General features: G+C 61.5%; 11 protein-coding genes and 1 pseudogene. 5 read left to right on the forward strand and 7 right to left on the reverse strand.

Going from position 1 to position 12,170, the window contains the following annotated elements; translation table 11 throughout:
- From NEZ08_RS11525 to NEZ08_RS11555, 7 genes are all read right to left on the reverse strand, one after another.
- A partial coding sequence (locus tag NEZ08_RS11525; RefSeq protein WP_298106924.1) for a class I adenylate-forming enzyme family protein occupies positions 1-968 on the reverse strand: 968 nt, incomplete at its 3' end.
- A 15-nt stretch (positions 969-983) separates the two neighbouring features.
- Entirely contained in the window at positions 984-2,153 is a 1,170-nt protein-coding gene (locus tag NEZ08_RS11530) for an acetyl-CoA acetyltransferase (protein WP_298106925.1), read from the reverse strand.
- A 30-nt stretch (positions 2,154-2,183) separates the two neighbouring features.
- Entirely contained in the window at positions 2,184-3,170 is a 987-nt protein-coding gene (denD, locus tag NEZ08_RS11535) for a D-erythronate dehydrogenase (RefSeq protein ID WP_298106926.1), read from the reverse strand.
- 131 nt (positions 3,171-3,301) lie between these two features.
- On the reverse strand, positions 3,302-4,234 hold the full coding sequence (locus tag NEZ08_RS11540; protein ID WP_298106927.1) for a carbohydrate ABC transporter permease: 933 nt from the start codon (positions 4,232-4,234) through the stop codon (positions 3,302-3,304).
- The gene (locus NEZ08_RS11545; RefSeq protein WP_298106928.1) at positions 4,227-5,186 is read right to left on the reverse strand and encodes a carbohydrate ABC transporter permease; all 960 of its coding nucleotides are present in this window, start codon (positions 5,184-5,186) and stop codon (positions 4,227-4,229) included. The genes NEZ08_RS11540 and NEZ08_RS11545 overlap by 8 nt, the downstream gene beginning before the upstream one ends.
- 89 nt (positions 5,187-5,275) lie before the next feature.
- Positions 5,276-6,598 (reverse strand): ABC transporter substrate-binding protein, encoded by a 1,323-nt coding sequence (locus NEZ08_RS11550; RefSeq protein ID WP_298106929.1) that lies wholly within the window; start codon positions 6,596-6,598, stop codon positions 5,276-5,278.
- 56 nt (positions 6,599-6,654) lie between these two features.
- The gene (locus tag NEZ08_RS11555; RefSeq protein WP_298106930.1) at positions 6,655-7,716 is read right to left on the reverse strand and encodes an ABC transporter ATP-binding protein; all 1,062 of its coding nucleotides are present in this window, start codon (positions 7,714-7,716) and stop codon (positions 6,655-6,657) included.
- Positions 7,717-7,935: 219 nt separating this feature from the next.
- On the opposite strand from NEZ08_RS11555, the gene NEZ08_RS11560 reads away from it, so the two are divergent.
- The 5 genes and pseudogenes from NEZ08_RS11560 to NEZ08_RS11580 form a co-directional block, all read left to right on the forward strand.
- Positions 7,936-9,744, forward strand: a complete 1,809-nt coding sequence (locus NEZ08_RS11560) for an IlvD/Edd family dehydratase (protein ID WP_298106931.1) — start codon at positions 7,936-7,938, stop codon at positions 9,742-9,744.
- Between the two features lie 120 nt (positions 9,745-9,864).
- Complete coding sequence (locus NEZ08_RS11565) at positions 9,865-10,599, forward strand: SDR family oxidoreductase (protein WP_298106932.1); 735 nt, start codon at positions 9,865-9,867, stop codon at positions 10,597-10,599.
- 196 nt (positions 10,600-10,795) lie between these two features.
- A complete protein-coding gene (locus NEZ08_RS11570) occupies positions 10,796-11,542 on the forward strand; it encodes an SDR family NAD(P)-dependent oxidoreductase (protein ID WP_298106933.1) in 747 nt (248 codons plus the stop codon).
- Positions 11,543-11,550: 8 nt separating this feature from the next.
- On the forward strand, positions 11,551-11,940 hold the full coding sequence (locus NEZ08_RS11575) for a GFA family protein (protein WP_298106934.1): 390 nt from the start codon (positions 11,551-11,553) through the stop codon (positions 11,938-11,940).
- 96 nt (positions 11,941-12,036) lie between these two features.
- Positions 12,037-12,170 (forward strand): annotated as a pseudogene (locus tag NEZ08_RS11580) (site-2 protease family protein); the annotation flags it as partial.

The raw sequence follows: 12,170 nt of genomic DNA on the forward strand, positions 1-12,170 counted from the left end.
TGATCGGTGTTCATGTGCCATTCGCGGCTGAGCGCCGTGATCGTCATCGGCGATTCACCCTGGCCGTAGATCTGCACGAAGCGCTGGCCCATGACGGCGATCGCCTCGCGGATATCGGCAAGGTACATCGGCCCGCCGCCGTAAATGATGGTGCGGATGCCTTCGCCGTTCTCGCCGCGCCGTTTGGCGGCATCGATGAGGCGGCGAACCATGGTCGGCGCACCGAACATCACGACGTTGTCGAGTTGACGGGCGAGGTTGAGCACCTCGTCCGGATCGAAGCCGCCGGATTCCGGCACCACATGCCGTCCGCCCATGCGCACATGCGGAAAATTGTAGAGGCCTGCGCCATGCGATATCGGCGCGGCATAGAGCGAAGCGTCTTGCGGCGTCGCTGGATCGACGTCGGCAAGATAGCACATCGACATCGCAACCAGATTGCCGTGACTTAGCATCACGCCTTTCGGCCGCCCGGTCGTGCCCGACGTGTAGAACAGCCAGGCGAGATCATCGACCTCACGCGCCAGCGGTGCAGGCGCCCCCTCGCCTTGGCGCCTCGCGCGGTAAGCATCGCTGTTGACCGACAAGGTCTTCATCGCCGCCGGCAGGTCGGCCGAAGCCGCGGTCAGCGATTCGAATGTATCGTCGGAGACGAAGGCCAGGCTGGCGCCGGCGTCGCTGCAAATCCAGGCGGCTTCACGGCCATGCAGCTTGGCATTGATGGGGATCGCAACCGCGCCCATCCACCAGATGCCGTACAAGCATTCGAGATACTGCGTGCAGTTGGAGGCAAACAGCGCGACGCGATCGCCGGGCTTGATTCCGTACTCGCGCATCAGCGCGACACCGATCGCTGCCGCACGGTCCGCAAAGGTCCTGTAGTCAGCGTCGAGATCAAAGCCGGTCAGAAGCGCCGGCGCCTCCGGGCGAAGCCTGGCCGTCGAGGCAAGCCATTCGGCGATGTTCATCGCTCAAAGCCTCGCCTACTTCGCGGGCTCCAGGATCGAAACATAGTTGGCGACCGCCGCACCGCCCATGTTGAAGATGCCGCCGAGTTTCGGATTTGCGATCTGCATACCCTCCGGCGCTTGCCCCGTGAGCTGCATCGCCGTCATCACATGCATGGAGACGCCGGTCGCACCGATCGGATGGCCCTTGGCTTTCAGTCCGCCGGACGGATTGACCGGCAGCTTGCCGTCTTTCTGCGTCCAGCCTTCCTTGATGGCGCGTGCGCCCTGCCCGCGCGGCGTCAGCCCCATCGCCTCATATTCGATCAATTCGGCGACCGTGAAGCAGTCGTGGGTCTCGACAAAGGAAAGATCGGAAAGCACCACGCCCGCCTTCTCGAGCGCGCGCTGCCAGGCGACCGAGCAGCCCTCGGACTGCAAGATGTCGCGCTTGCTCATCGGCAGAAAATCCTGCGCGTGCGCCACGCTGCGGAAGTTCACGGCCTTGCCCATCCTTTTCGCCGTCTCGGCATCGGTGAGGACGAGCGCCGCGGCGCCATCCGACACGAGCGAGCAATCCGTACGTTTCAGCGGCCCCGCGACGTAGGGATTCTTCTCGCTTTCCGAGCGGCAGAATTCAAAGCCGAAATCCTTGCGCATCTGCGCGTAAGGGTTGGAAACGCCGTTCTTGTGGTTTTTCGCCGCGATCATCGCAAGCGCATCGGATTGATCGCCGTATTTCTGGAAATAGCCTTGCGCGATCTTGCCGAACACGCCGGCAAAGCCGCCGGGCGTATCGCCGTCTTCCGGCAGGTAGGACGCGCGCAACAGGTTGCGGCCGATCTCGACCGATGGCGTGCGCGTCATCTGCTCGACGCCGACCACCAGCACGATTCTCGCCGCCCCCGAGGCGATCGCCCGGATGCCCTGATGCACGGCGGCCGAGCCGGTTGCACAGGCGTTTTCGACCCGGGTCGCCGGCTTGAAACGCAGGTGCGCGTCGGCCTGCAACACCAGCGCTGCGGTGAAGTCCTGCGGCGAGAAGCCGGCATTGAAATGGCCGAGCACGATCTCATCCACGTCGGCGGCCGCAATGCCAGCATCCGCCAGCGCCTCATTGGCGACCTTGACGACCAGGCTCTCGACCGTCTCGGCGTCAAACTTGCCAAAGGGCGTATGCGCCCATCCCACGATGCTGGCTGTCATGGTCCTTCTCCTGCGAAGTTAATCGAAACGTCAGGCCGCGAACTTGCCACCCAATTCGTCCTCGATGTGAATCCGGATAATGTCATCGAATGATTTTTCGGCGGTCGTGAAGCCAAGTTCAAGCGCCCGCTTCGGATCGAAATTGCGCGGCCATCCGGCGACGATGCCGACGATGAAGGGATCCGGCTGGCGCTTGATCCGGCTCGCGACTTTTTCCCCCGCCACGCGCTTCAGCGCGGCGATCTGTTCGCCTACGGTGGCGGAAATGCCGGGCATGGTCAGGTTGCGGCGCGGACCGATCTTTGCGGTGTCCATAGTCGCTGCATGGATCAGGAAGCCGACCGCCGAGCGCGGCGACGCGTGCCAGTGCCGCACGTCCTCCGATACCGGCAGGATGGCCTCCTGGCCGGCCAGCGGCTCGCGCAGGATGCCGGAGAAAAAGCCCGAAGCCGCCTTGTTCGGCAGACCCGGGCGGATGCAGATGGTCGGCAGACGAATACCGACGCCATCCATAAAACCTCGCCGCGTATAGTCGGCGAGCAGCAGTTCTCCGATCGCCTTCTGGGTTCCGTAGCTCAAGAGCGGCGTATTGAAAAATTCATCGCCGATGGCGTCCGGGAACGGTGCGCCGAACACCGCGATCGACGACGTGAACACCAGTCGCGGCTTGTAGCCGCCGCCGGCCAGCCTGATCGCATCGAAGAGCATCCGCGTGCCGTCGAGGTTGATGCGATAGCCCTTCTCGAAATCGAGCTCCGCCTCGCCGGAGACGATCGCCGCAAGATGGAAGATCACGTCCGGACGACCGGAAATCAGTTTTTCAGGTACGCCGGGCAGCGCAAAATCGCCAGCCATGACCTCGACCGGAAAGCCGGCCCTTTCGGGCTGCTTCGCCGCGACGACATCGTGAAGCGTCATTTTGGTGATATCGTCCTTGCCAAGCCGACCGTCGGAGACGAGGCGATCCACCAATTTGCGCCCGACCATACCGGCCGCGCCCAGAACCAGAATATGCAAAGGGTTACTCCTTCAAACCAGCAGGGTGGGCAAAGGCGCTGAGCGCCGTGCTCGCCGCAGCGTCGGGCGACCCCGAAGACGGTCGGCGTGCTTCGCTTTCCCTACCCTACGACAAATCCACGAGAGTTCGGTTACTCCTTCACGGCCCCTGTCATCGCCGACACATAATGCTCGACGAAGAAAGCGTACAGGATCACGAGCGGCAGCGAACCCACCAGTGCACCGGCCATCAGTGAGCCCCACTTGTAGATATCGCCGTCGACAAACTCGTTGACGATCGCAACCGGCACGGTCTTGTTCGGCGTCGATTGCAGGAAGGTCAGCGCGTAGATGAATTCGTTCCAGCACAGCGTAAAGGAGAAGATGAAGGACGAGATCAGGCCGGGGACGGCAAGCGGCACCACGATGCGAGTGAGGATTTGCCAGCGCGAGGCACCGTCGATCAGCGCGCATTCCTCAAGCTCGAACGGGATGGTCTTGAAGTATCCCATCAGCAGCCAGGTCGAGAACGGAATCAGCAGCGTCGGATAGACCAGAATCAGCGACAGCGGCGAGTCGAAGAGGCCGTAGGCCTGGATGACCGAGGCCAGCGGAATGAACAGGATCGATGGCGGCACCAGATAGGCAAAGAAGATCAGGACGCCGACGGTGTCCGCGCCCTTGAAGCGCAGGCGCACGATCGCATAGGCCGCAAGCACGCTCGCGATGATCGAAAGCGTGGTGGCGCCGACCGCGACATACATCGTGTTCCAGAGCCAGCGCGGATACTGGGTCTCAAACAGCAATTTATTGATGTGCTTTAGCGTCGGATGGATCACCCAGAACGGATTGTAGGTGTTCATGTCGATCAGCTGCTCGTCGGGTTTGATCGACGTGAGCGCCATCCAATAGAACGGGAACAGCAGCACGATCAGGATGAGCCCGAGCGGAATATAGAGCGTCACCACGCGGCGTGGCAGCGACTCCAGATAGCTCATGCCCTCATTGTCGTCGGTCACGCCGACGGGAGCGTTCGCGGTGACCCCGCCGGCCGGGCCTTTGGTCGGAAGCACGGAATCAGTCATTGCTCGATCCTTGCTGCCACTTGCGGCGCTGCATGCCGAACCAGGAAATCCCGATCGCCGCCACCAGGAACGGGATCATGGCAGTCGAAATTGCCGCGCCCTCACCCAAACGTCCGGAGAGGATGCCGCGCTGGTAGCTGAGGGTTGCCATCAAGTGGGTCGCGTTCACCGGTCCGCCGCGGGTCAGCGCCCAGATCAACTGGAAATCAGTGAAGGTGAACAGCACCGAAAACGTCATCACGACGGCGATGATCGGGGTAAGCAGCGGATAAGTGATGTAGCGGAAACGCTGCCAGTTGGTGGCACCGTCGAGCGTCGCCGCCTCGTAGAGCGAGGGCGAAACGGTTTGCAGGCCTGCAAGCAGCGTGATCGCGACGAAGGGAACGCCGCGCCAAATATTGGCGAAAATGACACTGGCGCGCGCCCAGTTCGGATCACCGAGGAAATCGATGTTGTGACTGATCAGGCCGAGCTTGGTCAGTGACCAGGAGATAATCGAAAACTGCGAATCGTAAATCCACCAGAACGCGATCGCCGAGAGCACGGTCGGCACGATGAACGGGATCAGCACGATGGAACGGATCAGCGCCTTGAAAGGCATGTTGCGATTGAGCAGCAGAGCAAGATAAAGGCCGATCGCGAATTTGATCGTGCTCGCGACGACCGTATAGAGGATGGTGTTGAAAACCGACAGCCAGAAGATGGCGTCGTCCCATAACCATTCGTAATTCTCGAGACCGACGAACATGCCGGCGCGGCCGATGCGTTCGTCGGTAAAGCTCATCCAGACGCCGAGGCCCAGCGGATAGGCCAGAAACAGGATAAGGAATGCGCCCGCCGGCAGCATGAACCAGAACGCCATGAAATTGCGGTTGAACTTGAGCCGCGACCACAGCGAGGGGTTCTCGATGCGCCCTGCCGGTGCGGAGGTAGTTGTCTGAAGCGTGGTCATCTCGTTCCAATTCCGAGCCGGGCCAAGCCCGAACCGTCTACAGGAGTACCTGGCGCGGCCAGCCAACCGGCCGCGCCAGGACGTGGATATTAGCGGAAGATGCGCTTGGCGGAACGTTCCGCCGAGGCCATCGCGGTCTTCACATCTTCTCGACCGGTGCAGTAATTCGCGAACATGTCGACCACAACAAAGTCGGCGATTGCCGCGGCCGCATTTTCACTCATCTGTCCGAGCCCCGCCGGCGTCAGCGAGGTCTCTCCGACGTCGCGGAACGGCGTGTTCTTCGGATCCGCGGTCCAGATCGGGTTCTTGGTGAACCCGACGAGGAAAGGAGACAGATATCCCTGGGCGGCCTCGACCCAGGGATTCAACTGCTCGGGGTCCATCATGAAGGCGGTGAACGCCTTGCAGGCCTGCGGGAACTTCGTGAAGTTGAACACCAGGATCGGGAAGCCCAAGTTCAGTTCGCGGGCCTTTCCATCCAAGCCCAGCGGCAGGTGGGCGTGGTTCATATCCTGTGCGATCTGCGGATTGTCCTTCTTCGCGGCGACGTAGATGGAGATGCCGTTGACGGTCAGGTGGAGTTGCCCTGCCAGGAACGCCTTGTTGTTGGAACTGTCGTTCCAGGAGGCAGTTCCGGGAATGAAATTGTCGTAAAGGCCTTTGACGTATTCCAGCGCCTTGGCCGTTTCCGGTGAGTTGATGACCACCTTGTTGTTGGCATCGATCAAATTGCCGCCATGTGCCCATAGAGCCCAATGCAGCCAGCCATTGGCATCCCCGGAGGCGTGACCGAGGGCCATTCCGGCTGGCGTGCCGTTCTTGTTCATTCCCTTGACGAGATCGGCAAAGCCGGCGAGATCCTTCGGAAACTCCTTGTGGCCGGCCTTTTCCATCGCGCCGATACGGTAATTCACGAGCGCGCCGGTTGCAGCGACCGGAACTCCGATCCACTTGCCGTTGAGTTTGCCATAGGCCTCGCCGGTCTTGGACCATCCGCCGCCCTTCTTGCCGAGATAATCGGCGACATCGCTCATGTCGGTGCATTTGTTCGGGAACAGGAACGGCAACGAATAAAGGCCCCACACCATGTCGAGCCCCTGCCCCGTCTGAGCCGCGACCGAAGCCTTGGGCTGAATGTCGTCATAGGACTCGTTGGAAACGGTGATGGTGACGCCAGTCGCCTTCTGGAACGCGTCGACGATCTTCATGAACGCAACATCTTCAGATTCGACGAAACGCTTCCAGCGCAGCAGGTTGACCTTGGCGCCGGCTTCCGGCTTCCAGGGCGAGGCCTGCGCCCAAGCCCTTGCATAGCCAAGCAATTCCTCGGCGGACATCGTGGCTGCGACCGCCAGCAGGCCGCCGCCCGCCTTCAGCAGAGAGCGCCGATCCGGTGTAAAGCTATTCATTGTACCATTTCTCCCTTTTTGATTGGCTTTTGTCGGCGATTGATATGCGCCGACTCTTAAATTCGCTTGCCGGTGGCCTCGTCGAACAGATGGACCACCGATGGATTGGGCTTCAGCCGCACCTTGTCGCCCGGCGCGAACTGATGACGTTCGCGGAAGACGGCAACGACCTGCTCGCCGGCCAGATTGGCGAACACCTGGGTTTCCGACCCCGTGGGCTCGACCACCACGATCTCGGCCTCCGCGCCATCGTCGGCAATCGTGAAATGCTCCGGCCGCACGCCGTAGACTGCAGGCCTTCCGTCGGAATTCGCAGGCGCCGTTGCGAGCGGCAAGTTCACGCCGTTGGGCGCCTCAAAGCTGGCGCTGCCATTCACCTTGACCTTGCCTTTCAGGAAATTCATCGCGGGCGAACCGATGAAGCTCGCGACGAACTGGTTTTCGGGCCGGTCGTAGAGTTCAAGCGGCGAGCCAATCTGCTCGACGATGCCATCATGCATCACGACGATCTTGTCGGCCATCGTCATCGCCTCGATCTGGTCGTGGGTCACATAGACGGTCGTGGTCTTCAGCCGCTGGTGAAGTTCCTTGATTTCGGTGCGCATCGCCACGCGCAGCTTGGCGTCGAGGTTGGATAGCGGCTCGTCGAACAGAAACACCTGCGGATTGCGCACGATGGCGCGTCCCATGGCGACGCGCTGGCGCTGGCCGCCCGAGAGTTGCCGCGGATAGCGGTCGAGCAGCGGCGTCAGCGCCAAAATCTCGGCGGCGCGGGCGACACCTTTCTTGATATCGGCGGGATTGGCGCCGCGGAGCTTGAGCGAGAACCCCATATTGTCGGCGACCGTCATGTGCGGATAGAGCGCGTAGTTCTGGAATACCATCGCGATGTCGCGCTCTTTGGGCTGGACATTGTTGACGACGCGATCGCCGATCGAAATCGTGCCCGAGGTAATGTTTTCCAGCCCTGCGAGCATCCGCAGCAGGGTCGACTTGCCGCACCCGGAAGGGCCGACCAGAACGACGAATGCCCCGTCCTCGATCGGAATTGTCACGCCGTGCAAGACTTCAAAGCCACCAAACGATTTCCGCACATCGCGGATATGCACAGACGACATACATTCCCTCCAAAACACGCGATCCGACCGCCGGTACATGCCGACGGCCTCCGATTTAGTGGCCTCATATCAGACTTTTGCAGCGATGTCCTTGGATCAAAGTCTTAAAAAATTGCCGCAGCTGACTGACGTTGCGAAGCGCACCTCGACATGCGAAAACGCCGGCTTCCGGCCAAGGTATCGCACAAAAATCACGCGTGCGCTGCGGGAGAAAAAACCATGAACAAGCCGCTAACCGGCGTCACCAGGCGCAAACTCCGTTCTTCCGAGTGGTTCAACAACCCCCATAACCCCGGGATGACTGCGCTCTACCTTGAGCGCTATCTCAATTACGGCCTGACGCGGGAGGAATTGCAGTCCGGCAAGCCGATCATCGGCATCGCGCAGACCGGCAACGACCTATCGCCCTGCAACCGCCACCACATCGAGCTGGCGCATCGGGTCCGCGAGGGTATCAGGGCCGCCGGCGGCATCGCGATGGAATTCCCGATGCACCCCATACAGGAAACAGGCAAGCGCCCGACTGCGGCATTGGACCGCAACCTCGCCTATCTCGGCCTGGTCGAAGTCCTGTTTGGCTATCCGCTGGACGGGGTGGTGCTGACCACGGGCTGCGACAAAACCACGCCGGCCTGCCTGATGGCGGCGGCGACCGTCAACCTGCCCGCGATCGTCTTGTCGGGCGGACCGATGCTCAACGGCTGGCATCAGGGCCAGCGCACCGGCTCTGGAACCGTGGTGTGGAAGGCACGCGAACAACTCGCCGCCGGTGAGATCGACTACGACCAGTTCATGGAGCTCGTCGCATCCTCGGCGCCGTCGGTCGGCCACTGCAACACCATGGGGACCGCCTCGACGATGAACGCGCTGGCCGAAGCGCTCGGCATGTCCCTGCCCGGCTGCGCGGCGATTCCAGCGCCCTATCGCGAGCGCGGCCAAATCGCATACGAAACCGGCAAGCGTATCGTTGGCATGGTCTGGGAGGACCTCAAGCCTTCCGACATCCTGACGCGCAAGGCATTTGAGAACTGTATTGTCGTCAATTCGGCCATTGGCGGCTCAACCAATGCGCCGATCCATATCAATGCGCTCGCCCGCCACATCGGCGTGGAGCTGTCGATCGATGACTGGCAGAAAGTCGGCCTCGACGTTCCGCTGCTCGTCAACATGCAGCCAGCCGGCTTCTATCTCGGCGAGGAATTCCACCGCGCTGGCGGCGTACCCGCCGTGGTGCGCGAACTGATGAAGGCCAAGCGGATTCACGAAGACGCCATCACCGTCAACGGCCATGCGATGGGCGACAATTGCCGCGAGGCGCCCAAACCGGATGGAGACGTCATCTTCAATTACGACAAGCCACTGGTGAAGGATGCCGGCTTCATCGTGTTGCGCGGCAATCTCTTCGATTCTGCGATCATGAAGACCAGCGTCATCTCAAAGGAATTCCGCGACCGCTATCTGATCAACCCGAAGGATCCGAACGCCTTTGAAGGCCGCGCCATCGTGTTTGAGGGGCCGGAGGACTATCACCAGCGGATCGACGATCCGTCACTCGATATCGACGAGCATTGCATCCTGTTCGTGCGCGGCACCGGACCGATCGGCTATCCCGGTGGCGCGGAGGTCGTAAACATGCAACCGCCGGCGGCCCTGATCAAACGGGGCGTCCTGTCGCTGCCGTGCATCGGCGACGGTCGGCAGTCCGGCACGTCCGGCTCGCCGTCGATCCTCAACGCCTCTCCGGAAGCCGCCGCCGATGGCGGCCTTGCGATCCTCAAGACCGGCGACAGGGTTCGCATCGACCTTAACAAGGGCAGTGCCAACATCCTGATTTCCGACGACGAGTTGAAGAAGCGCCGCGCGGACTTGAAGGCCAAAGGCGGCTTCCCCCATCCGCCCAACCAGACGCCCTGGCAGGAAATCTATCGCTCGACGGTTGGCCAGCATTCGACCGGCGCCTGCATGGAGCTCGCGACGCGCTATCACAACGTCGCCGGCACATTCGGCGTCGCCAGGGATAATCATTAGCGCATTGTCATTGTCGGAATTGGGCCGGCAATCCACCGCTATTCATCAAAAGAAGATGGATGAGCGGGTCAAGCCGGCCTGTGACGCGTAGGACAATTGCCAAGGATGACGGAGAACCAGATGTCAGGCCGCCTCAAGGGCAAACGCGCTTTCGTAACCGCGGCGGCTGCCGGCATCGGCCGCGCCTCGGCGGTTGCCTTTGCACGCGAGGGCGCCAGCGTTTTCGCCACCGATATCGACGAGAAGGGCTTGGCAAGCCTTGCCACCGAGGGGGTCAACGACGTGGCCCGTCTGGATGCGCGCGACAGCGCCGCGGTCGCGGCCATGGCCAAGCGCGTCGGCGCGGTAGACATCTTGCTGAATGCAGCTGGTTTCGTGCATCACGGCACGGTGCTCGATTGCTCCGACGAGGACTGGGATTTTTCCTTCGACCTCAACGTCAAATCGATGCACCGGACGATCCGAAGCTTCCTCCCTGCAATGCTGGAACGCGGCGGCGGCTCGATCGTCAACATCTCTTCCGCGGCCGGCGTCTTCAAGGCAGCGCCCAACCGTTATGTCTATGGCGCGACCAAAGCAGCCGTCGCCGCATTGACGCGATCGGTGGCGGCCGATTTCATCACCAAGGGCATTCGCTGCAATTGCATTTGCCCCGGCACCATCGAGACGCCGTCGATGCTGGGCCGTGCGGCCGCGGCCGGGCCTGGCGGGCGCGAGATGTTCATCGCGCGGCAGCCCATGGGCCGGCTCGGCACGGCAGAGGAAATAGCCCTGCTGGCGGTCTACCTCGCCAGCGACGAGAGCGCTTTCACCACCGGCGTCGCGCATGTCATCGATGGCGGCTGGACGCTATGATCTTCACCTCTCCAGCTCGCCGGGAGATGTCGCGCGAAGCGCAGGTGACGGGCAAAACAGGTAATGGCCTCATCCATGGTTTTCGCGGCTATGAAACAGCCCCTCACCCCAACCCTCTTCCCGTAAGCACGGGGAGACAAAGCAGGCTTGCAAGCCGGCGCGGCAGAATTGAATTTCGACGAAAGGACTTTATTCAATGAACAAGATCGATCTCAACGGCCGCTGCGCCATTGTCACCGGTGGAGCTCAGGGGTTTGGCCGCGCGATTACCGAACGTTTCGTCGCCTCGGGCGCCAAGGTCGTAATCTGGGACAATGATCAGCCGCTGGCGGAAAAAACGGCCAAGGAAATCGGCGCCGGCGTCACGTCATTCAAGGTCGAGGTGACCGATCTCTCCGCCGTCGAGAAGGCGCGCGATGAAGCGCTGAAGACGCTCGGCAAGATCGATATCTTTGTCAACAATGCCGGGATTGCCGGCGTCAACAAGACGGTCTGGGAAACCGACTTCGAGGAATGGCGCAAGGTGCTGCGCATCAACCTCGACGGCCCCTTCATCTGCTGCAAGGCCATCGCGCCGGTCATGATCCAGCAAAACTACGGCCGGATCGTCAATATCGCGTCAATCGCCGGCAAGGAAGGCAATCCGAACGCCGCGCACTACTCGGCCTCCAAGGCCGGCCTGATCGCGCTCACGAAATCGCTTGGCAAGGAGCTCGCCAAATACAACATCATGGTCAATGCGGTGACGCCGGCGGCGGCGAAGACGGCGATCTTCGACCAGATGACGCAGCAGCACATTGATTTCATGCTGTCGAAAATTCCGAAGAACCGTTTTGTGCTGGTCGAGGAGCTCGCCGCGCTGGCGGCCTGGCTGGCTTCCGAGGATTGCTCTTTCTCGACCGGGGCGGTGTTCGACATCTCCGGCGGACGAGCAACATACTAGGGCGACAGATGACACGAGAAGGCGGATGCCTCTGCGGCGCTGTTCGCTTCACATGCGAGGGCGAGCCTCTCAATGTGCGCATCTGCCACTGCCGCAATTGCCAGAAGGCGATGGGTTCGCCGTTCTTCGCGCGGGCGCTGTACGACCAGCGCGCCATCACGTTAAAGGGCGATACGGGCCACTACCCCTCCTCTGATCACCTTGATCGGGTTTTCTGCAAGCAGTGCGGGACGCGGCTGTTTTCCTGGCGCCGCAACGGCACCGCGGCGGGCGTTGCGCTGGCGAATTTCGACGATCGCAACGCCTTTGCACCAACCGAGCACATCTGGGTCTCGGAAAAAATCGCCTGGGTCCGGCTGGATGACGACCTGCCGCAATATCCAAAAGGCCCGACTTAGCATTCCGCTTACGATAAGCCCGCCTACCGGGCACCAGTTCCCCTGCGGCATGATAGCGTGCACCACGAATCACGTCCGCCTTTTGGAATCGAGCATGTGACCGTCACCCTATATGACCTCTCCGTCTGGGTCTTGCCGCTTATCTTCGCCATCACCTTTCACGAGGCGGCGCATGGCTTCGTCGCCCATCGCCTGGGCGATAACACCGCCTGGCAGCTGGGCCGCGTCAG

Origin of the sequence: Bradyrhizobium sp. (genome assembly GCF_027451485.1) — a bacterium.
In the GTDB taxonomy this organism is placed as follows: Bacteria; Pseudomonadota; Alphaproteobacteria; order Rhizobiales; family Xanthobacteraceae; genus Bradyrhizobium.

Bases quoted from the DNA above. Each gene is read 5' to 3' on its own strand.
- NEZ08_RS11530 (WP_298106925.1), bottom strand. From the start codon at position 2,153: ATGACAGCCAGCATCGTGGGATGGGCGCATACGCCCTTTGGCAAGTTT.
- NEZ08_RS11540 (WP_298106927.1), bottom strand. From the start codon at position 4,234: ATGACTGATTCCGTGCTTCCGACCAAAGGCCCGGCCGGCGGGGTCACC.
- NEZ08_RS11545 (WP_298106928.1), bottom strand. From the start codon at position 5,186: ATGACCACGCTTCAGACAACTACCTCCGCACCGGCAGGGCGCATCGAG.
- NEZ08_RS11550 (WP_298106929.1), bottom strand. From the start codon at position 6,598: ATGAATAGCTTTACACCGGATCGGCGCTCTCTGCTGAAGGCGGGCGGC.
- NEZ08_RS11555 (WP_298106930.1), bottom strand. From the start codon at position 7,716: ATGTCGTCTGTGCATATCCGCGATGTGCGGAAATCGTTTGGTGGCTTT.
- NEZ08_RS11560 (WP_298106931.1), top strand. From the start codon at position 7,936: ATGAACAAGCCGCTAACCGGCGTCACCAGGCGCAAACTCCGTTCTTCC.
- NEZ08_RS11565 (WP_298106932.1), top strand. From the start codon at position 9,865: ATGTCAGGCCGCCTCAAGGGCAAACGCGCTTTCGTAACCGCGGCGGCT.
- NEZ08_RS11570 (WP_298106933.1), top strand. From the start codon at position 10,796: ATGAACAAGATCGATCTCAACGGCCGCTGCGCCATTGTCACCGGTGGA.
- NEZ08_RS11575 (WP_298106934.1), top strand. From the start codon at position 11,551: ATGACACGAGAAGGCGGATGCCTCTGCGGCGCTGTTCGCTTCACATGC.